Origin of the sequence: Myroides profundi, assembly GCF_000833025.1 — a bacterium.
Taxonomy (GTDB): domain Bacteria; phylum Bacteroidota; class Bacteroidia; order Flavobacteriales; family Flavobacteriaceae; genus Flavobacterium; species Flavobacterium profundi_A.
Map to the genome: position 1 here is coordinate 3,117,208 of NZ_CP010817.1, position 23,325 is coordinate 3,140,532.

Here is a 23,325-nt window from a genome sequence, read left to right on the forward strand (position 1 = left end):
AACGCCTTAATTATTGTACTTTGTGATAAATGTGTGGATTCGTAATTAATGGTCCACCACCTTCTACTGGAGTGATTGTTGGTTTATCTAACCCTTTATCATCTTTTGACTCCGCTGTTGTTGTTTTTCCTTTTGGAGCAGTTCCTGTTACTTCTGCTCTATTCTCTACTTTCTCAGCATCTACATCTGTGTCTGTAATCGTATAAGTAGCAGTTGCTGTCCAAGTATCCCCTACTTTTAAACTCTCTGTTCCTTGCCCTTCAGTGAATACTGGAGTAAAGTTTGGTATCTTAGAATCTTTAAAATCTTTTAAAGTCAAGGATACGTTACCTGTATTTGTGATTGTAAACGTATAATTGATTACTCCATTCCCTTCTGTTGTATCTGCATCCTCATCTACTACTCCTACTTTTACTAATGTGATAGAAGGTTGTTGTTCTAAGATAGTTACTGTACAAGTTTCACAGTTTTTATACTTATCATCTTTCTCTGGATATCTTGGATCTACTGGATAGTTTGGATCAGTTGGTTTTGGTTTGTTTGGATTAGGATCTACTGTTGTAGTTGTAACCTTACCACCTTTTTCTCCTTCTCCATTACCAGTTGCAATATTCAATACACCTCCTCTTTCGATATCTATTTGTTCAATTTTATAAGTCCCTTTAAATGTTTCTGTATCTACTGCATTTTGTGGTAAGTTTATTGGTCCACCATCAATTTCAATTTTATCATCTGTAATCGTAATATTCTTTAATCCAGTATTTCCGGTATTTATTACTTTAAAAGTATAATTGATTACGTCTCCTACAGTTACTTTTCCATCTCCATTTGCATCAGAATAAGTACCTGTTTTCTCAATCACTAATCCTGGTTCCGGTATAATCTCAATAACACCACACATATCAACAACATTAGGAGTATTCTCACAATCGAAAGTATGCACACTTGAATCAGCAGCAATACCATCTCCCATACTACCATATATCTTATGCCCTACATAACAATATTTATTCTTGTCATTTACAATCATACTTGTATGTCCACCAACCTCTACATAAACTACTCTATTATCATTTAATCCTTGAGGCTCTTTTGCTGAATGTAAATCTCCACCTGATTGCCCTAACATATTGTATCCATTAGCGCCCCAGAAATAAACACGTCCATACTTATTAATAGCTCCAGCCGCAGCTTCATAACTTGAGTTATCTTGTGCACTTAAGTATTTAATATCTGTTAATTCTGTTTTGTCCTCTTTTTTTACTGTTTGCCAAGTTAATTGCTCTGTCGTATTACCTACGCCAAGTTGCCCTCTTGTATTACTTCCAATTGAATAAATCTTACCTTCTTCAGAAAGAGCAAAATAACTTACATAATCATCCTCACCAATACCTGTTATTCCAATCATCACAGGTTTTGTAGCAAAAGGTGCTTTTACCACTTCTGCATAACTATAATTTGTATTTTTAATGCGTTTTGTACCATTAAACACAGTAGTTCCCCATGCATAATATTTACCATCTTTAGTATAAGCAAATCCTCCTGTAGCATGCATTTTCATCATTTCTACATTTTGCAATGGTGTATTACCCGCTGTACTTACTGTATGCCACTCTTTATTAATAGCAGAATTACCATCACCATATAGTGTAGCCTTTGTACCACTAATTTTCACCTGACCATTATTCAATAAAATAGCTAACACATTATTAGATGCAGTCATATACTTTACATCCTTAGGAGAAACTCCTGGAGGTAATTCTATCTTTTGAAAAGCATTACTTATAACTAAATCAGGATGAATCACAGCATATTTAGCACTACTACCTCTTGTTCCCCAAACATATAATCCTTTCGTAGTTAATAAGAAGTTCTGATTATTACTATAATACTGAGAACCTATTGTAGCCATTAAAGGACTACCTTCATAATTAAACCCATTAGCAAACGTAATATCTGTTGGCACTAAGAAGTGATCTCCTGTACCGCCTTTCGGCATAGTTTGTTCACCAAATATTTGGAATCCTGTCGCTGTTTTAATTATTGTTGAGTGGTAACCTGAAATAAACTTATCTCCTGGGTAATCACAAAAGTCTGGTCCTACAGGTTCTGTTCTGTCAGTAATACCTTCTGCTTGATTACATTTAACTCCAACCACCTGGTCAGTTAAACCATTTGGCCACATCTTACAATTAGCTTGAGTAGCATTAGGTCCACAATAATTGTTACTACCTATATTCAAATTAGTAACTGTATTCATAGCAATTACATTTACATTATCTGAATTAGTTAAAACACTTGTTCCTCCTCCACTAGCTTGTGCTTTTACTATAAAGTAAGCATTGTGTAAGCTTGTACCCGTATATTTTACAATAGGATATGTTTTAGCATGCTGATCAAAAGTTGCACATATTTCTACTACAGATGTATCATTCAATTCAACAGATACTTTTCCATTAGTTGGTTCATATTGGGTAAATGATCCAGTTATAGTAAAATATGCATTATTTTTTAAAATGATACGTGAATCTCCAGTACCTCCAAATCCAACCATTGCAGAACCATCTAATTCAAACCCTCCTTTTGGACAAATACTAACTACTCCTCCTTGTTGAGTATATGTACCTTTAACTTTTAACTTTGCGCCTGACTGCACGTACAATGCAGCTCCTTGTTCAACAGTTAAACCTCCAACAATAGATACTTCTCCATTCACACAATATACTTTTCCCGATTTTAAAGTTTGAGCTGTACCTGAATTTTGTAAACTTATCGCGCCTTCTGGGCACCCACAGAAATCAGGATCTATTATTTGTGTAGAAATACTCGATGTCAACTGTTCATCACTAACTAATTTTTGAATATCAGCAGGTAAAGAAGTTTTGCTAATAGTAGCTGTATTTCTTAACACTGCATTATTAGGAGCTTTCTTTACTTTACCCTTGATAGTAAAAGATATTGTCCCTAATCTACCTAAAGTAACAGCTATATCTTTTAAATTCTTAGCATTTGCTGGTAATGTAACTTTATTTCCTGCATTTCCATAAGTTTCATAAGTAATTGATGTTACTTCATAAAACTCACTTATTGCAGTAAAATCATCAGTAAATTTAAATGGCAAAGCATCAACATTTTGCCCTTTTAAATTAATTGTATAAGTTAATTCATCACCTACATTAACAAGAGATTTATCTGCTACCTTCTCTATCATCACACCACCTGGAGTAGTTGCAAACAAATCACGTACCTCATGGAAGTTAATTGCTCCACCTGTAGAAGCAGCAAATCCTATTTTTAAATTAGGAGGAGGTACTTCATTATATGTTTCATTCATTACTTCATAGAATGCACCTCCTTTTTTAACTGCCCAACGAACTATAATTTGAGATCCAGTAATCTTATTTTTCCCATCTTTTATTGGATTAATTTCAATTTGAACTCTTCTATAGAAACTATCGTCATTTGGACGAATTTTAGTAACAGTTGTATAACCTACCTTATCAGCTCCATGTGTTCCAGATACTAATGCCTCTGAATACAATAATAAATTACTTTTATTACTTGCAACATTTCCAATAGTCTTTCCTCTTAATGCTAAGCGATGTTGAAATTGACGTTCTCTATTTGGTCTATTACCATCTTTTCCATCAGCAGTACTTGAATAATTTCCATATTCATCGATTCCTAAACCAATATAACCTCCATTAAGTCCCTTTGTACTTCCCATAGGTGCATACCCTAAAGAACCTCCATAACCTCCTAGAGCAAAGTTTTTTTCATTTACACTTCCATCAAACAAAAAAACACCAATACCATCACCATCAGTATATCCACTGCTTCCTTCTTTTTTACTTCTCCATGTCTTGTATTCAAAATCAACAAAAACACCTTTATCAGAAGGGAAAGATTGATCAACAAAGAAAAATCCTTTTTGATTAGTACCATCATTGTTTAACCTTATCCATCCTTCTCCTTCACTATCTCCATTAGTCCCTGCCGCTGTTAGATAAGCTTTTGTAGGTGAACCACCAGTAACAATGTTATTTTTAACATCAGTGGTTTTCCCTCTAAAATTCTCATTAATTAAAAACTGAGCATAGGTACTACTTCCCATCCCTAGGAAGAATACTAAAAGCATCAATACTTTAATAAGTAGTTTTCTATTCATAATAGTTTTATTAGCATCATTTTACACGCATACACCTTAATTCTATACGCGCATTATTTATGCTACAAATTTCTCTTAAAAGGAGAGATAAAATGTTCCAAAACATTAGCTCGAAAGACGTACCAACAAAATGAAACATGAAACAAAAAACCATTAACACCACGCTAACAGATACTTACAAAATCAATAAGTATTTCTCATTAAAAAAAGGGCAAACACCTGAAAGAAATAAAAAACAGTCTCAAAAACACACTTTTGAAACAGCAAAAATCGTTTTTTGAATCACAAATACTGCAATAAAAAAAGTAAATCTTACAACTAGAGTACCCTCTCATATTTACCAAAAAAGAAAACAGATACCACTGATATTTTTATGATATCTTGGCAGTATTTCAACACTCTTAACGCACAAAATAGAAAGTAAAATATCATTCTAGAGAACAAAACAGATCTGCTTAAAACAAAAAAAAAGTCACAACATTGGCGAAACGTTGTGACTTTTTTGTAGCGATTGATTCTACACTGGCTATGTAAAATCGAGGTAATTAATTATTGTTGTTTGTCGTTCTGACTTGTTGATTCTCTATATATTCTGAAGGAGAAACTCCTACATATTTCTTAAAAGCTCTAAAAAAAGAGGTACGTGAATTAAATCCACATTCTTCTCCTAATTCACTAACAGATACGTTATACTCTCTAGCTTTCAAGGTTTCTTTAGCATATTCTACTCGCAATTCATTGATGTAAGTATTAAAATTCTTACCATATTCTGTAGAGAAGAACTGTGACAGATGGTGTTTCTGTATACGTGTTAATTTCTCTACTAAATCCAATGAACAATTTGTTTTTAAGAATAACTGCTCTTTTAGAATTACTTTTTCTATTTTTTCTTTGTACTCTCCTACAAATTCATTTGCAAACTTTGATTTCTCATACTTGCTTAACTCTACATCAACCACCTCAGTAGTTCTCTCACCTTCTCCATAACTAATAAAAACCTCATCGCTTTTTAATCTTTCTACATAATAGAAAAAAATAGTCATTGCTAAACAAAGTACTCCTAGATACAATACATTACCATCGTTGTTAGGAATCGCATTATACAATACTAATCCTATTGATACAATACCTACAAAGACCATAATCCAAATAACACGTAACACCAATAAGCGTACATGACTTGACATATTTAATTTGCTGACTGCTAGATAACCAAAAATGGCATAAAGAATTAATTGACTTCCTAATACTACATAATTAATTAAATAGTAGTAAATCAAAAACTCCACATCAACACTTCCCAAATTAAATAAAGTAATGATATATCCAATAAAAAAAAGAACTCCAGGTAAAAAGTGTATATAATTCTCTTTAATAAAAACGCTTACACTTTTTGTTTTATCATCATTTCCTTTAACTTCTCCTACAAATGTTTTAAAACAACAATAGAAATACGGAGCATAAAATACCCCAAATGGCATTCCTAAATAGACAAAGGTTTCTTCTTCAAAAAAGAACCTTACTAGAATAGTAACGGTACAATGAATAATCAAGAATAATAAAAACCAATTTAAAACTCTTTGAGAACTTCTTTGACTAACCAGTCTATTGTTGATAAAGTAAGATATACATGCAAAAACGATTGCTGCCGATAAAATAAGTATGTATAAATATTCTTCCATAACTTATCTTTACGCTACCAAACTTCTATAACCTGATGGTGTCTGACCAACGAAATATTTAAAATATTTATTAAAAGTTGACTTACTACTGAATCCGCACTCATCTACTATCGCCTCAATAGTCAAATTCTGTTTCTTTTCTATTAAAAATTTCGCATGGTTTATTCTATACTTTGCTAACAACTGATAGAAACTAGTATTCATATCGTGATTGATAACTTCTGACACTTGATGTTTACTCATCTCAACTTCTTTAGCTAAATGATCTAAAGAGAAGTTAGTATCCAGATATTCTTCTGAGTTTTCGAAGTATTGAATAATACTCTCTACTTGACCACTCATTTCTGTCTCTAATACATCAGTAACAACAACATTCAACACAGGAGTTTCTATAATCTTATTTGTTACCTCCTTAGTTTCATTATCAACAGTTTCTTCTGAACGGCTAACAATCAAAGTAAGCGTTGAAAATAAAATCGCAAAGAAATCTATTCCGCCAAATAAGAAAGAACTCGTCACTCCATAGCTCTTATCAAATAAATCCATTAAGAAATAAAAGAAACAAATTACAGTACCAGCAACAGCATAAAAACTAAAAAAGCTAATAAAATTAAATGCTTTATAACTTAAGTTCTTTGCGTGTACTGAGTTTATATTTTTACAAATAGCAAATAGATATCCTGTCAAGAAAAGTAGGTTAACAATCTCATATAGCATTGTCATTTCACTAAAAGCTAATAACAGTACACCTAGAGTACCTATAAAATGCAATTGTAATTTATTAAAGATATTGACCTCTGTACGGTCATATTTTATCATAACGTATATGATAGGTAGGATGAAGTATCCAAACGTGATATTAATATTGATTAGCGATAATAAAAACTGCAAAGCCACTAATACAATAGTTAGCTGCACTATCGTTTCGAAGATAGCTTTATCACTTTTTGCGTTATAAGGATTACTCAAAAATTTCATGCGTTTGGTGGTGTTAATGCAATGCTTTGGAAGCTGCCCTCAACGCACAAGATCATACGCCACATATTGATACAATATGTGGTACATGCCTAGATAAGTGGGGACTTAAATACAAATATTCGCATATTCATATTTTTCTCTAAAGCAGTGCAAATTTATTACTTATTTCTTACTTAAAAACATTTTTTAACAATGCAAGATCAGTTTTGTGAAAATCATATATATAAACTTAAAATGACGAACAAAAAACAACCATTACACAATAAATTATTAAACTTTATTTACCATTCATGTTTAAGTAAAGAAAATAATAAACTAAATTACCCTTATTTTGTAAATATTACTAAATATATTATCGCAAAATCCGATTATTAGGTAATTCAAGCTCCTATTTTTGTTATATGACATATATCATACTTTCTTTTTTAGATATATTATATACCCTATAAGTATACTTTACACAAAAACGAATGGTTAACTTCTGTAAATAAGACAACAAGACATCTAAAAAGTCACATATATAAAAACATAGAACAAGAATATTTCGCATATAGTCACACTACACCTTACACACAAACAACAATAACCACCATTACAAACAACTATTTAACCTAAAAAACAAACTATAAATCACAAAAACAACTAAAAATAAGTAAAAAACACAATAGTCATAAAAAACAAATTATTTAAAAAACACCTCATTTATGTTTCTATTTAAACGATTTCATCACATTTATTGAAACAAAAAAACAGCCATATATAGCTATATTAACTATACATGACTGTTCATGTTTCATTTTATTAGAACATCGTACTGATACGTCGTTTTAACTTATTTAGTACCTTACTAGGTACCTTCCTTATTTTACTGTTTTAATCTTCTCTACCCATGTATTCCATAATTGTTGAGCAATAACATCTAACTCTGGATGTTTTCCTCCTCCATAGACCTCATAATCATTAGAAGTATCTTCTCCTTCTTCATAGAAGTAATAGTACGTATAGACTTCTTTTGTCCAAACCTTTTTAGAAATCAATCCCAATAACTTTGTAACCTTCTCTTCTCGCTCATCGATATTAAATCGTATCGTATAATTCCCTTCCTTAAAATAAAAATCTAATGAAGTATCATAAATAACCTCTTTCGCTTTTTCTCTCAAGTTTCTCGGACATACTTTTAAGTGATATTCCTCATTTACCCAATATTCAGCAGCTGTACTCTGTCCTTGTTGTACATAATCAACGATATCTGTCAGATACTTAATATTAGCTGTATGATCCATTAATGAGTAGTCCTGAGTTATATTAACTTTTACCTGTGCCAAATGCCACAATCTATTAACAGCCTCACGTTCTACACTTGGCAACTTATATTCTTCTGGAATTTCATCTACAGTACTCTGAAAACGACTATGCCCATCAAAAGCATCTACCATCATATCAAAATACTTACTTGCATTATCCCTATCATTTAAACCGTGATATGACCAGGCAAGACTAAACCAATAATTTGCCTTCGCAACCTCATCTACTAAATCAAAATACATGATGTTACTAAAGAACTCTTCCGTTAACGCAATAGTTTTATGAAAATCATGCTTCTTATATCTCACATAAGTAAAGAAATCTGCTGCCATATAAATCATCTCTGATACACTGTCCTCATCCTCTATTCCCTTTTGTTCAAATCGCTCTTTTAAACTGTAATAAAATGACTCTGCTTCCTCATATTGATCAGCGTTAATATAATTCTTTAAAATACGCCCTTGTGCAGACATCCAATCACTGCTAAACTCATCGTGATAAGTCAGTAACTCCTTACAGAAATAAGACACTTCATTAAACTCTCCTAATGTCTCTGCTAAAAACAATCCATTGTCTAAGTTCTCTATAAATGGAGACAACTCATACCCTTTGCGATGAAGGGTTAAAGCATATCTACAGTCATCAGTCTCATAAGTATCTTCCTTTAATTTAGATACGTTTCTAATCGCTATTCCCAGGTTATTACACAGCATTGCATAGCCATGACTATTATTATTCACCTTTGGGCCTTCTCCTCTATCAAAATAAGCATCAAGTTGAGGGATTACTAATCCTCCTATTTCTTTTGACTGTTCATAATACTTCAATGCTCTTTCATTATCTTCTCCTTTTAGTTCTCCTGCTTTTTCTAAAAAACGAGTCATCAAGTTATACCCATAAAAACTATCACATCGAATAGGATAGTCCTCTATTGACACACCAAATTTCTCTGCTAATTCATAGTAAGTAAAAAATAGAGAGCTAGTCACTTCCTTTACCACAGAATAATACTTACCTAAAGTTTCGAAAGCCTTTTTTGAATTCTTCTCTACCACGAGGTAGTAACGTATTTTCATACGAAGTACTATTTCATTCTTAGGATTAGCTTTTAACTCTTCCTCTATTATATCAGCGAACCTCATTCCGTATTCACGTGTATTCTTCGCCCCAAACTCCTCAGGATAATCAATACCTATATGATATAATAAAGAGATTAGATTCCAATACCCCTCTAATTTCCCAGCTTTATACAGTTCCTCTATTTCTTTTCCGAAATTGACACTATACTCATTTCCATGAAAGATATAGAAAGAGTTTAATAGCTCATAGGCCTCATTATACTCTCCTCTTTCTAAAAATAATCGTCCTCCTTGATAAGTAGCGTAATAATGATCAGGGAAGTGATCATAAGCTAATTTATAAAAAGACACCGCTGTACCATAGTCCTCTAATTCACGATATAGATAAGCTATCATATAATAAGTCTCTCCGAACTCTTTATCTTGTAGACTATAATCGTCTTTTAATAACGATATTTCGATTAACTTATCATGTAGTACCTCAATTGCTTTCTCTTTAAGCTCTAATTTAGTCTCATAGATCCAAGACAACCAATCAAAAGCACTAAACACAGACTTCTTATCAGTAGGCAGTTTATCTATAATCTCTTGCGCTGTAGACATCATCACAGAGACATCGTCATAGTATGGCCCATTATAGATGCGTATCTTCCAGAATAACGCATCCTTATCTAAAGCATCCTCTCTTAGAATCTCCTCTATGATCGATAATATCTGTTCTGACAGTTCTTGATTTTTATGGTATAATTCTATTTTCTGATCTTCATTGGCATTAGACAAATCATCTCCCATCACCAACTGATCATATAATTCTTTTATTTCGTCTAATCGTTTATCTTTTTGCTCCATAAAGCACATCTTTCCTTTTTTGTATAAATAAACGATAAAGATAATACATTAACTAATTCCCTAAAAAGACACCTAAACATTTTACCCTAAACCCTAAACAAAAAAAGACGAACTATCGTTCGTCTTTTTTATAATATTTATAAGTTCTTTTTTCATTTAATACCTTCTCCTCTTCTATAAATTCTTCTGGAATCACTTTCAAGAAAGAAGGATGTTGCTCTATCGCCATCTCTACCTTTTCTACGATTTGCTCTATAGTATCATTCTCGTAGTCGATGTCTAAAGGCTCCTTAATCACCATAGACTGTAGAATACCTTTTTTCTTTAGATGTAATCCCTTTTTATCAAAAGATCTTCTAAATCCATCGATAACAATAGGCACTACGATAGGCTTATAATTCTTAATGATATGAGCCGTTCCTTTTCTAATAGGTTTAAAAGACTTAGTCGTTCCCTGAGGGAAAGTGATTACCCATCCATCATCTAGAGCTACTTTAATATTCTCTACCTGATCTTGATTTACTTCTCTCTTTTCTTCTAACTCTTTTCCTTGACTTCTCCAAGTTCTATCTACCGTCACAGCTCCTACATAAGCTAATATACGCGGTAGCCATCCAGCCTTCATTGTTTCAGACGCAGCTACATAATACAGATTTAACTTTGGTTTCCAGATATAGAATATATTCTTAATAGAATCCTCACGTCCTTTAAGACTTGCATTAAATACATGGTACATCGCTACCACATCCGCAAAGTAAGTTTGGTGATTAGAAATAAACAGTACATGCCTATCTGGCAATTGTCTAAGTACTTCAGACCCCTCTATTTGTAAACTATTAAAGCCACGGAAACGCTGATGCGTTGCAAATCCAAAAACTCTAATTATCCACTTCTTTAAAAATAAAATATGACCAAATGGATTTCTTTTAAACAATCCCATAATTCACACACATTGGTTCGAACTGCAAAATTACAACTTTTACTCCTCTACTTTGTTAATTAAATGAAATAAGTCATACTTCTAAATACTAAATAGTATTAAATAAACACTAATATACTGAAAAACAGAATAGATAAAGAATCAATATTTTTCTATAACCTACTTATATATCTGCTTAATTGTCTCCTTTAACTCACTTAACATCATTGCCGTAGCTCCCCAAATTGTAAAATCATTATATACATACGCAGGCACATCTATAAACTTAGCATAACTAGTCTGCAGCCCTACTTCTTTGACAATGCTGTCGTCTAACAGGGTCTTAAGTGGCATCTCTATCACACTAGCCACCTCATCTACACTTAATGTCATTTTAGGAGCATGGTCTATTACACCTAAATAAGGTTGTACGATAAAATTACTAGGAGGAATATACACCCTCGTAAATGCTTTTAGCACTTGTATTTTACTAGGAGACACTCCTATTTCTTCATCCGTTTCTCTTAGCGCGGTCCTCTCTAATGACAAGTCTTCTTCCTCATACTTCCCTCCTGGGAATCCTATTTGTCCTGAATGTACCCCACCACAACTAGCTCTTTCGATTAATAAGATAGATGTATCCTCTCCTTTAGGGTATAAAAGCATCATCACAGCAGAGTATCTCGGATCCTTCTTAATAAAATCATCTACAGCTAAGTAAGGGCGCCTTTCTTCAGGCACCATAATTTGCTGTGCTTCTACTCCGAGTAGATTAACACTTTTAATTTCAGGTATTCTATGTAAAAGAGAATCAAAAGTCATATTTTTGTACACGTATAAATTACAACTACTAAAATTACAATTTTATTATCTATGTTTAGCAAAGAAGAAGCACAACGAATAAAAAAAGAATTCTGGATAACTTTTGCAGATGAATATCCTCGCAAATGGTTATTACACAATACTAAGATTAAAGATTTCTCTTTTAAATTCTACGCTGATAACAAAAAAGCACAAGTTTTATTAGACATAGAACACAAAGACGAAGAAAAAAGAAAAATCTATTTCGAAAAGATTGAATCTCTAAAAACAATCTTACTTGAAGAATATCTTCCTGACGCTATTTTTGAAAGAAACTTCTATCTAGAAAACGGTAAGTTGATCAGCCGTATTTGGATAGAACAACCTAATGTTTGTATCAATAACAGAAAGACTTGGAATGAGATCTATGATTTCTTTAATGATAAAATGAATCTTTTTGAATTATTTTTCTACGAACACGAAGATTATATAAGAGATTTAGAAATAAACACGTAATTTTAGCGTTATATATCTAAGTTTCTAAACAAGAATGCGTTATCTAAGCTTTTTTATTATCTTATTTATACTATGCTTTACAGCTAGTAATGCACAAGAAAAACAACCTTATCAGAAAGATTCTCTGTCTTATGTTAAGGTGCATTACTCTGAACATGAAGCACCTACTCTAGTAGAAAGAGACACTACTCGAATCTTCAAAAACTTAGAACAAAAAAGTAAGAAGACAAAAGTAGGACGTTTTTTCAACAAACTCGTTTATAAGAATAATAAGAAACTTATAGCAAATGCTCCCGAAATAAAAACAAACCAACATCTAGAATTAGGTGAAGGAAAAGTTATACGCAATATCTATATCAAGACATTAGATCCTTTCGGATTCTCTGACACGGATTCTTTAAAGAAACCAAAAAACAAAGTAGAAGAAATAGGAAATAAACTCCATTTTAAAAGTAAGAACTTCACCATAAAGAACTTCTTGATTTTTAAAGAAGGAGATCGTTTTGATTCCTTAAAGATAAAAGAGAGTGAGCGTCTTTTGCGTACTCAGAGCTTCGTTAGAAAAGTAACGATGTATCCTATCCCTACCTCACACCCAGATTCTGTAGATGTGCTTATAAGAGAGTTAGACTCTTGGAGTATATATCCAACAGGTTCTATCTCTACCTCCTCTTATAGGATCAAACTACGAGACAGAAACTTTGCAGGTTTAGGACATGACGTGATTCTACAATATACTAATAGATATAAAGAGAGAAAGCAAGGGGTGTACTTTGATTATACTGTAAACAATATTCAGAATACCTTCATAAGAGCTAATCTGTTATATAATAAACAAGTTTGGGGAGACTATGTAAAAGGCATTGTAGTAGACAGACCTTTCTACTCTCCTTATACTAAGTGGGCAGGAGGAGTAACGCTCTCTCAAAACTTTAGAAGAGATTCTCTACCTGATATTAATAACAATTATAGTTACGAATCTCGCAAATACAATACAGTAGACACTTGGGGAGGATATTCTATCCCCTTGTTTAAAAGCTATAAGGACAAACCTGTTATTACAAACCTTAGAACCTCTCTGCGATATATAAAACAAAACTATATAGAAAGCCCACAAGAACAATATGATCCATACGGATTCTATAGAGATCAGAGTACCTATTTAGCCTCTGTCAGTTTAAGTTCTATTAACTATGTACAAGATCAGTACATTTTTAATTACAATATTATTGAGGACGTTCAAGTTGGTAAAGTATTCGCATTGACAGGTGGTATGAGAGATCAGTACGGCAAGCGAAGAGCCTACTATGGAGCTAAACTAGCTATGGGGGGATATACTAGATTTGGTTATTTCTCTGGCAATATTGAGTGGGGAAGTTACTTCTATGGCAGTAATTCAGAACAAGGGGCTTTACGATTAGAAGGAACCTATTTTACCAAGCTATTTATGATGGGAAACTGGCGTTTTAGACACTTCTTTACTCCTCAGTTTATCTATGGATATAATCGTTATGATCACATCGGAGATGAACTTAGATTGGATAATGTAATCCAGGGAATACGTGCCCAGAAAGTAACAGGATCAAAACGTCTAGCCTTCGCTTACCAGTGGCAATCTTACGCTCCTTATGAGTGGAAAGGATTCCGCTTTAACCCTTATTTCAGTTTTGAAGGCGCCTTTATTACGAATAAAAGTGAAAACTTATTTGATTCTAAATTCTATTCTAGATTCAGCATCGGACTTGTTGCTTATAATGATTATCTAGTTTTTAGTAAAGTAGCACTCTCTCTAGTTTTCTACCCTACTATGCCTGATTCAGGGTCTAGCGTCATCAGAGCTAACTCTAGACAGTACAATATGAATCTACCAGACTTTAACTACGATAGACCACGTACGGTATCGTATTATTAATAAAAATCCCCAAAGCAGTTAGACTACTTTGGGGATTATTTTTATCTATTCTTTAGATATTGTTGAAATCTATAAATCTCTGTTTCTGCTGCTACATTATGCATGATTTCCTCATCTACAGGAGTTAATTCTACATGTCGTCTAGCCATCACTATTTTCATCGTTTCTAAAGCTTTCTCTACTTTATACGTTTCAGAAGACTCTCCTCCTCCCCAAGTAAAACTTGGTAAAAATGTCTTAGGAAATCCTCCTCCGAAGATACTACATCCCACACCCACTACAGTTCCTGTATTGAACATGGTATTAATACCACTCTTACTGTGATCTCCCATCATTAAACCACAGAACTGTAAACCTGTATTTTCATACGATTGGGTTTCATAGCTCCATAATTTCACAGGACTATAGTTATTCTTTAGATTAGAGTTATTTGTATCTGCACCTAGATTACACCACTCTCCTAATACAGAATTACCTAAAAATCCGTCATGCCCTTTATTAGAATATCCAAACATCACAGAGTTACTTACTTCTCCACCTACTCTACAGTGAGGACCTACAGTAGTAGCTCCATAAATCTTAGTTGCTAATTTCACCTGTGCTTCTTCACATAACGCAAAAGGCCCTCTAATAACCGAACCTTCCATGATCTCAGCATTCTTACCGATATAAATAGGTCCTGTAGAAGCGTTTAAAGTCACAAATTCTAACTTAGCTCCTTCTTCTATAAATACATTCTCTGGAGCGATTACATTTACACTCTCCGGAATGTCTTCTGATATTCTATCCTCTGTAATTAAAGCAAAATCTGCACGAATAGCAGCGTCGTTCTTCTCGAATATATCCCATTTATGCTCTATCTTCATCAATTCACTCTCACATACCAATAACTCATAGTCATCGAAGTTCACTTCTTCTTGAGAGTCTTGTGTATAGAACGCCACTATATCTTCATTATAGATAACAGCCTGCATAGGTTGTAATTCCTTGATTAAATCAGCTACCTCTTGATTAGGTAGATAAGCCGCATTAATCATCACATTATTCTCCACCTCTATCATTGGATACTTAGTAGATAAATATTCCTCTGTCAGAGTTGTAGTTGTATAACGCAAGTAATTCTCCCATTTTTCGCGGATAGTCAATATCCCTACACGAATATCTGCTACTGGTCTAGTAAACGTAAACGGCAATAAGGCTGTTCTTACGTCTCCATCAAATAAGATATAGTTCATAGTATATAATTCAAGATTTTAAAGGTTTAAAGTTAACGAATCTACAGTAAAAAACAGTGATAACTATCAATTAAATAATACTCTATTCAACCATAACGAATCTCCTCCTCAACCTATCTACTTCAAAATAAATCCTTTATCTTTAAAATAAAAAATTATATGGAGAATAACCTAGTCCAATATCTAAAAGACTACACACTCAATGGAGATGGTACAGGATATCACGACTCTTATAATAAAGAAGAAGAATGGATCACAGAAGAAACTGATGAATGGATAATGGAGTATACTGTCCATGTAGATCTAGCTATAAGAGCGTTAACTGAAGAAACTCCCGTATTAATTAAAGCAATACTAGACAATAAAAATCACTATGATCAACTATGGAAACAGTTCATCGCATCGCTTCTTTTAGAAGAAATAAGACAAGAATGGGGTAATGAAGAATTAACTCTTGAACGAGTTATTAATGAATTAGGCGCAGTAGATATTGCCCTTGGTTATTATGATACTCCTTATGATATTCACATTATATTTGTGCCTAAGACTATTTATTAATACTGAACATTGCATCACCCTATTATGTGATAAACATGGAAATCCTTTAAAAACATATATCGGATTCTAATATATTCTCTACTTCACTAAAGCACATAAAAAAAGCCTCTCAAGTGATTGAGAGGCTTTTGTATATGATAAGCTAAAATTATTTACCAAATTTAGCATATTTGTTTTTGAATTTGTCAATACGTCCTGCAGTATCGATAAGTTTAGATTTACCTGTGTAGAATGGGTGAGATGTACGAGAGATCTCCATTTTGTACACTGGGTATTCTACTCCGTCAACTTCGATTGTTTCTTTAGTCTCTACTGTTGATTTTGTGATGAATACGTCATCATTTGACATATCTTTAAATGCTACTAATCTGTAATTTTCTGGGTGAATACCTTTTCTCATGATAAATTCTATTTTAAATTGTGAGCTACCTTCCATTTCGAAGCTTTCTATTTTCAAGAAAGGTGTAAACTTCTGATAACTTTTTAGTTATACTTATGTATTTTATTTCAGATTGCAAATGTACAATATAATTTGAAAAATCAAATAACTATTTTACTTTATTTACTGATTTTATCAATCACTTATAATATCCTATTCGTTATCAACTAATAAGCTTAGACACTATCTCCCAATCCTTATCCTCTTCTACCTCTATATGTATATCTATAGTATCTTCTATAGTATCACAATATGCTCCTATAGCCTCTCCATCTATATCATCACTCGCTAAATAACAAAAGATATCTCTTACACCTCTACGCGTCATTTTACCTACATAATGTATATCTGACTGAGTTCTTCTTAAGATATCTATGATATTATTCTCTATCTCTTCTAATCGTTCGTTTTCTTCCCATGTAGGGTACTCACGCTCTGTCTCTACAAGTGATAATTCTATAACAAATGCATAAGGATACTTATCCTTATCACTAAAGTTAGCATAAGACATATTAATCACTCCAGTAGCTTTAAAGCCGCCTACCTCTAAAACACGAATACTCATACTTTGATCGCTCATAACTCTTTTTATTTTGAAACTAAATATACAAAATTTTTCGCATTTTAACATTTTTATATTTTAGCTAAGCTTTAACAATCCTATCTTTGAAAACACTAACCCTATTTAAGACTAAAACATTATGTTTAAAAAATTAATCACACTCGTATTCTTATTGATTACAGTGCTGGCAGTCGCACACCCTGATCAGAAAAAAGTAGAACAGGCCCTGTACAACTTAAAGAATGTAAGATTCAAACAACTAGAGTCTAAAGATGACTCATATCTATTGTATGAACTTAAGGTAAGACAACAAGTAGATCACACAGATCCTTCTAAAGGCTATTTTTACCAAAAGGTACACTTCTATCACAAGGATTTTGATCACCCTATGATTATGGAGACTAACGGTTATGACCTATACGTTAGAGCTAGCGAAATGGTAAACTATCTACAGAGTAACTACTTAAATATAGAACACAGATTCTTCGGAGAGTCTATCCCTGAAGGCAAACCATGGCAGTATCTAACAATGGAACAAGTAACAGCTGACTTACATGAGATTAACCAACTGTTTAAAGAAATCTATACAAACAATAAATGGATCAGTACAGGAATTAGCAAAGGTGGACAGACTAGCATCTACTATAAATACTTCTATCCTAATGATGTAGACGTAGCGATTCCGTATGTAGCTCCTTTTAACCAAGCGTTAGAAGAGCCTCGTATATATCCATTTTTAGCAAATGTAGGAGACAAATCATGTAGAGACAAAATCTACAATATCCAGGTAAAACTATTTGAAAATAAAACACAGATTCTAAAAAAGCTTAAATGGTACGCTAAAGGAGCTAGGTTGACTTTTAACTATTTAGGTTCTTTAGAAAAAGCTTTTGAATACGCAGTATTAGAATACAGCTTCGGATTCTGGCAAAGTGGTCACTCATGTGCTACATTCCCTAATACAAAAAACATTGATGAACTAACAGAACACTTCCTTAGCGTAAGTAATATAGACTTCTTTAGTGATCAAACGATCAAGCGATATGAATCACACTATTATCAGTCAGGAACACAGCTAGGATACTATGGATATGACATCACTCCATTCAAGAAATACGTGAGCTTTACGTCTAACCCGTTAGCTACCTTTATGCCTGAAGGAACTACATATAACAGCTTTAACGATGCACTAATCCAAAAAGTAAAAACATGGTTAGAGAATGATGCGAATAATATTATCTATGTATATGGTGAAACAGATACATGGAGCGCTTCTATGGTAGTACCTAGTGCTAAGGTCAACTCTAAATCTTACGTACTTCCTAAAAAAGATCATGGACAAGCGCGTGTGAAGAATATGACCCCCGAGATGAGAACGCAGTTCTTCTCTACGTTAGAAAAAATGACAGGATTAAAACCCATAAAATAATTTGAAGAAATAAAGCCAAAAGCGCCTTTCTCTAATGAATAGAGAAAGGCGCTTTTAATTTTAAAACTCTAATACTTCTGAATAGGTATTTTCATTACAATTCCTTAGTTTATATAAGTCTCCAATTTTAATAGATGATTTTTCAACTACCGGATTCTCGCTATCAAATTCATTCAATCCAGTTGTTACTTCCTTTTTCTTAATTGAGAAATTTATACTCATGTGCATCCCCTCTCCTGTACTTCTACTAAACTGATAATAATCAGCGCCTATTAATTCAAAATTATTATGCTGACACCTAAATTTATAAGTCATATTACTGCTAAAAAAAGTACCACAGCTTGACCAATAATTAAACTTCCAAATAAGAATATTATTGACGATACTAACTTCATCAAAAGGATCTGATAAACAAGGATTTTCCACAGAGTTTTCACTAGGAACAAATCCTTCAGAATTCTTCTCTACCAAACGATAGTTATTCGATTTATCTTTAAAGAAAACCAATACTTCTCTAGGATTAGTATCTAATAGATTTTGTCCTAATGACTCATTTTTAATTATGTTAGAAGCATCTGTCTTTTTTATAACCAAAACTAAATCTTCTATTCCATCTTTATTCAAATCTCCTTTAGCTGTACTAATGATCTTCCAGTTTTTAGGTACATAATTAAGATACGATTTCTGTGCTAAAGAGTTATATGAAACCAAAAAAATCACGATTAGCATCATATTTTTCATTACACCTATCCCAATATTATTCTTTTGCATAAACATTTTATATAAAAATAGAATACTAAAATACGATATAAAAAAACATCGAAAAAACACTTTTCAAACAAACCTATACCCCTACCATACATACTCCATACTTCATTCTATTTAAGTGACCCTTTACTCAAAATTAAATTAATCAACCTATAATTCCTTCCACACTGAACCCTAATTTTAGATTAGTCGTAGATCCCCTATCAATACAAGAATCATTCTTCGACTAATGACCTCTCTACTCCACCATTCTCGGCTTATTCTCCATGAATTGTCGAGCAAATAAGAACCAACACTAGTGTTTGCAAGGGATTACAAGGGGGTATCATATTAGGTAAATCATACCATTATTTGTATCAACATAGTCTCTATCCCTTATAAATAAAGAGATTAGAAGTAAATATCTCTTTTTAGAATTCTAAAAAAAATAGAATGATTTTTTTATAAAAAGGGGCAAAAACAGCGTTTCGAACCGAAAATTTTTAAAAATAGAGAAGATTATATCTCAAATAAGGGTATTTACACCTCCTTTTTAGATCAAAATAAAAAAAATGGATTATGAATTTTAATTCCCATTGATAAAAAGACGCTCTCCATACTCATTTTCAATATGCTTATAAATTATTCGATTAGATAGCGTTCTAGTCTAGAAAGAACCAATAAATGAAAGCACTCCAAGACCTTCTGTATCTTCACAAGTTTACTGTTTTATAAAAAGAATAGATAAATAAGGCGATTAGTACACATTCTGTTAACAAACTCCCATTACATACCGTTCTAAAAGGGTTATTTTATTATATTTGTAAATCATATTTATAGATAACCAATGAAGAACCCAGTAAATAAAGTAGGTATTACTTTCGGAATCATATTAGCCATCTATTACACACTTTTTAACAGTGTAATATTTTTCACAGACAAAGCCTTATTTGCCAATACTTTCGCTGGTTTTTTTAATATGGGTGTGATGGTTATCTTAGGAATACTAACTATCTATTTTGCTCGTAAAAAAGCTGGAGGATATGTTACATTCAGAGAAGCCTTTACTCCATTCTTTTTAATGGTCATCATCGGAGTGACTGTGAATATTATCATTTATAATATTCTTTTTAATATCGTGGATCCTTCTGCTAAGGATGAAATCAGCAAATCTCTTTATGAGATGTTAATCAAAACATTAGACGGGTCTGGACTTCCACAAGAACAAATCAATGAACAATTAGAAAAAGCTAGAAATATCAACCAATTTGCTCCTAAATCACAATTGTTTTTATGGGCAGGTAGTGTACTTAGAAATTCAATACTAGGGATATTATTAGCTGCTATATTTAAAAATAAATCAGAATTCGTAAACCCTCATCCTGAAGTTAATCACGATGTAGACACTGATTTTAATAAAGATCACAAATAATCTAGATGAATCTATCAATAGTAATTCCTCTGCTAAACGAAGCAGAGTCTCTGCCAGAACTACATACGTGGATAACTAAAGTTATGCAGGAGAACGGCTTTACCTATGAGATTCTATTTATCGATGATGGGAGTAAAGACAAATCGTGGGACATAATCACTGCACTAGCAGCTAGAGATACTCAGGTAAAAGGAATACGCTTCCAACGCAACTTCGGTAAATCACAGGCTTTACACGCTGGATTTGCACAGGCACTAGGAGATGTAGTGATCACTATGGATGCTGACCTTCAAGATAGCCCTGATGAGATACCAGCACTGTATGATATGATCTCTAAAGAGGGGTATGATATGGTATCAGGTTGGAAAAAGAAACGATATGACTCTGTCGTATCTAAAAACCTTCCTTCCAAACTATTTAACTGGGCAGCGAGAAAAACTTCTGGTGTTCAGTTAAACGACTTTAACTGTGGACTGAAGGCCTATAAGAATGAGGTCGTTAAAAATATAGAGGTATCTGGTGAGATGCACCGCTACATCCCTGTTCTAGCCAAAAATGAAGGCTATGATAAAATAGGTGAAAAAGTAGTCATCCACCAAGCACGTAAATACGGTACTACTAAATTTGGGATGAGTAGATTTATCTACGGTTTTCTAGACTTGATTACCATTTGGTTCCTCTCTAAATTTGGCAAAAGACCGATGCACTTATTCGGATCACTTGGGGTTATCACCTTTGGGATTGGGTTCTGTGCAGCCTTCTTTATTGGAGCAAATAAGCTGTATAAGCTTTATTATGGGTTACCAGCTATCCGAGTGACTCAAGATCCGTGGTTCTATATATCACTGGTAACGATGATCATCGGAACACAGTTATTCTTAGCAGGATTCTTAGGAGAACTTATACTAAAAACAAAGACAAACATTAGTAGATATAAAATCGCTGAACAAAGCGGTTTTTAATCCACACTAAATATCAATATTATGCAAATAGAAAAAGAAATCTTAGCAAAAGCAGAATTATGGTTAAAAGAACCTTTTGACGCTGAAACACAGGCTTCTGTTCAAAAAATGATGGATACTGACCCTGCAACTCTTAAAGACAGTTTTTATAAAAACTTAGAGTTCGGTACAGGAGGTATGCGTGGTATAATGGGAATTGGTACAAATCGTATCAACAAATATACACTAGGTAAAAATACACAAGGATTATCAAACTATATCAAACAATCATTCCCTAACCAAGAATGGAAAGTAGCTATCAACTTTGACTGTCGTCACAACAGTCAAGAGTTAGCGAAAGTAGTAGCAGATGTATTCACAGCTAACGGTATTAAAGTATACTTATTCGCAGAGATGCGCCCTACTCCTGAGTTATCTTTCGCGGTAAGACACTACGGATGTAATGCAGGTATCGTATTAACAGCTTCTCACAACCCACCAGAATACAATGGATATAAAGTATACTGGCAAGATGGTGGACAAATCGTTCCTCCTAATGATGCGGCTGTTATAGACGAAATCAACAGGTTAACCTATAATGAAGTAAACTTCAAAGGAGATGATAACCTGATTACTTATGTAGGAGAAGAACTAGATGCTGCGTTTATCCAATCTACTGTAGAGAATGCGAGCTTTGATACTCCACAGTCTGTAAAAGATCAATTAAAAATAGCGTATACTTCTCTACACGGTACTTCTATCAAACTTATCCCTAGAGCATTCGAAGCTGCTGGATATAAGAATGTATTCATCGTAAAAGAACAAGCAGAACCAGATGGGGACTTCCCTACTGTAAAATCTCCTAATCCAGAAGAACCAGAAGCATTGACTATGGCACTTCAGTTAGCAGATGAGACAGGTGCAGATATCGTGATTGGTACTGACCCTGATTCTGACCGTATCGGTATAGGTGTACGTGACTTAGATGGTAATATGATTCTGTTAAATGGTAACCAAACTATGGTGATGATGACAGGTTTCTTACTAGAACAGTACAAACGCAATATCGGTTTTAAAGGAAATGAATTTATTGGTTCTACTATCGTTTCTACTCCTATGATGCTAGACTTAGCAGAAAGCTATGGTGTAGAGTGTAAAGTAGGATTAACAGGATTTAAATGGATAGCTAAGTTTATCAATGAATGTCCTACTCAGAAATTTATCGGTGGTGGTGAAGAGAGTTTTGGATATATGGTAGGTGATGCTGTACGTGATAAAGACGCTGTAGCTTCTGCTCTATTAGTATGTGAGATCGCAGCTGTAGCTAAAGCTGCAGGTAGTTCTTTCTATAGAGAGTTAATGAATCTATATATCGACAATAAGTTCTATAAAGAATACCTTATTTCTCTAGTGAAAAAAGGAATCTCTGGAGCTGAAGAGATTAAACAAATGATGATCGAGTTAAGAGAAAATCCACTTACTGAAATCATCGGACAGAGAGTAGTATGTGTAGAAGACTATCAATCTAGTGAAGCGAAGAACTTATTCACTAACGAGATAGAACCTATCCATGTGCCTAAATCTAATGTACTAATCTATTATCTAGAAGATGGTACGAAGATAGCTGCTCGTCCTAGTGGTACTGAACCGAAGATTAAATTCTACTTTAGCGTAAACGAACCATTACACGATATCGCTGAAGTAAAGGCAACGGAGAAAGTATTAGACCAAAAAATTCAAGATATCATCAACGAAATGAAGTTGAATTAGAAC

At 33.3% G+C, this 23,325-nt stretch carries 17 protein-coding genes; 7 read left to right on the plus strand and 10 right to left on the minus strand.

The genetic code is table 11. From position 1 onward, the window contains the following. Positions 1-10: 10 nt before the first annotated feature. The 6 genes from MPR_RS13650 to MPR_RS13675 form a co-directional block, all read right to left on the minus strand. Entirely contained in the window at positions 11-4,168 is a 4,158-nt protein-coding gene (locus MPR_RS13650; protein ID WP_074761222.1) for a DUF7507 domain-containing protein, read from the minus strand. A gap of 545 nt (positions 4,169-4,713) precedes the next feature. After that, on the minus strand, positions 4,714-5,850 hold the full coding sequence (locus MPR_RS13655) for a helix-turn-helix transcriptional regulator (protein WP_041893439.1): 1,137 nt from the start codon (positions 5,848-5,850) through the stop codon (positions 4,714-4,716). Between the two features lie 9 nt (positions 5,851-5,859). Then, complete coding sequence (locus tag MPR_RS13660; RefSeq protein WP_041893442.1) at positions 5,860-6,828, minus strand: AraC family transcriptional regulator; 969 nt, start codon at positions 6,826-6,828, stop codon at positions 5,860-5,862. 860 nt (positions 6,829-7,688) lie between these two features. Then, positions 7,689-10,061, minus strand: coding sequence for a tetratricopeptide repeat protein (locus MPR_RS13665; RefSeq protein WP_235280454.1), 2,373 nt, complete (start codon positions 10,059-10,061; stop codon positions 7,689-7,691). A 112-nt stretch (positions 10,062-10,173) separates the two neighbouring features. After that, the gene (locus MPR_RS13670) at positions 10,174-11,001 is read right to left on the minus strand and encodes a lysophospholipid acyltransferase family protein (RefSeq protein WP_041893447.1); all 828 of its coding nucleotides are present in this window, start codon (positions 10,999-11,001) and stop codon (positions 10,174-10,176) included. A 159-nt stretch (positions 11,002-11,160) separates the two neighbouring features. Then, complete coding sequence (locus tag MPR_RS13675) at positions 11,161-11,802, minus strand: NUDIX hydrolase (RefSeq protein WP_041893449.1); 642 nt, start codon at positions 11,800-11,802, stop codon at positions 11,161-11,163. 51 nt (positions 11,803-11,853) lie between these two features. Between MPR_RS13675 and MPR_RS13680 the strand changes: the two genes are divergently transcribed. Both MPR_RS13680 and MPR_RS13685 read left to right on the plus strand, forming a co-directional pair. Further along, entirely contained in the window at positions 11,854-12,297 is a 444-nt protein-coding gene (locus MPR_RS13680) for a DUF4268 domain-containing protein (protein WP_041893452.1), read from the plus strand. Between the two features lie 34 nt (positions 12,298-12,331). Continuing rightward, positions 12,332-14,209 (plus strand): BamA/TamA family outer membrane protein, encoded by a 1,878-nt coding sequence (locus MPR_RS13685; RefSeq protein WP_041893454.1) that lies wholly within the window; start codon positions 12,332-12,334, stop codon positions 14,207-14,209. A 41-nt stretch (positions 14,210-14,250) separates the two neighbouring features. Here the strand turns inward: MPR_RS13685 and MPR_RS13690 are convergent, their stop codons facing one another. Next, positions 14,251-15,444 (minus strand): GlmU family protein, encoded by a 1,194-nt coding sequence (locus MPR_RS13690; RefSeq protein ID WP_041893457.1) that lies wholly within the window; start codon positions 15,442-15,444, stop codon positions 14,251-14,253. 159 nt (positions 15,445-15,603) lie between these two features. Between MPR_RS13690 and MPR_RS13695 the strand changes: the two genes are divergently transcribed. Then, entirely contained in the window at positions 15,604-16,002 is a 399-nt protein-coding gene (locus MPR_RS13695; RefSeq protein ID WP_041893458.1) for a hypothetical protein, read from the plus strand. A 148-nt stretch (positions 16,003-16,150) separates the two neighbouring features. Here MPR_RS13695 and MPR_RS13700 read toward each other — a convergent pair whose 3' ends face one another. Both MPR_RS13700 and MPR_RS13705 read right to left on the minus strand, forming a co-directional pair. Beyond that, positions 16,151-16,402 (minus strand): type B 50S ribosomal protein L31, encoded by a 252-nt coding sequence (locus MPR_RS13700; protein WP_025125308.1) that lies wholly within the window; start codon positions 16,400-16,402, stop codon positions 16,151-16,153. A 202-nt stretch (positions 16,403-16,604) separates the two neighbouring features. Continuing rightward, positions 16,605-17,021: a DUF695 domain-containing protein gene (locus MPR_RS13705; protein WP_016648868.1), complete on the minus strand. Its 417-nt coding sequence runs from the start codon at positions 17,019-17,021 to the stop codon at positions 16,605-16,607. 121 nt (positions 17,022-17,142) lie between these two features. Between MPR_RS13705 and MPR_RS13710 the strand changes: the two genes are divergently transcribed. Beyond that, positions 17,143-18,432: a S28 family serine protease gene (locus tag MPR_RS13710; protein WP_041893461.1), complete on the plus strand. Its 1,290-nt coding sequence runs from the start codon at positions 17,143-17,145 to the stop codon at positions 18,430-18,432. A gap of 60 nt (positions 18,433-18,492) precedes the next feature. Here MPR_RS13710 and MPR_RS13715 read toward each other — a convergent pair whose 3' ends face one another. Continuing rightward, the gene (locus MPR_RS13715) at positions 18,493-19,203 is read right to left on the minus strand and encodes a hypothetical protein (RefSeq protein WP_139177119.1); all 711 of its coding nucleotides are present in this window, start codon (positions 19,201-19,203) and stop codon (positions 18,493-18,495) included. A gap of 823 nt (positions 19,204-20,026) precedes the next feature. On the opposite strand from MPR_RS13715, the gene MPR_RS13720 reads away from it, so the two are divergent. Genes MPR_RS13720 through MPR_RS13730 form a run of 3 tightly spaced genes read left to right on the plus strand, consistent with a single transcriptional unit; the run spans position 20,027 to position 23,322 of the window. Continuing rightward, the gene (locus MPR_RS13720; protein ID WP_041893464.1) at positions 20,027-20,611 is read left to right on the plus strand and encodes a DUF4199 domain-containing protein; all 585 of its coding nucleotides are present in this window, start codon (positions 20,027-20,029) and stop codon (positions 20,609-20,611) included. 5 nt (positions 20,612-20,616) lie between these two features. Next, positions 20,617-21,573 (plus strand): glycosyltransferase family 2 protein, encoded by a 957-nt coding sequence (locus MPR_RS13725; protein ID WP_041893466.1) that lies wholly within the window; start codon positions 20,617-20,619, stop codon positions 21,571-21,573. Between the two features lie 21 nt (positions 21,574-21,594). Next, complete coding sequence (locus MPR_RS13730) at positions 21,595-23,322, plus strand: phospho-sugar mutase (protein ID WP_006258707.1); 1,728 nt, start codon at positions 21,595-21,597, stop codon at positions 23,320-23,322. Positions 23,323-23,325 lie beyond the last annotated feature (3 nt).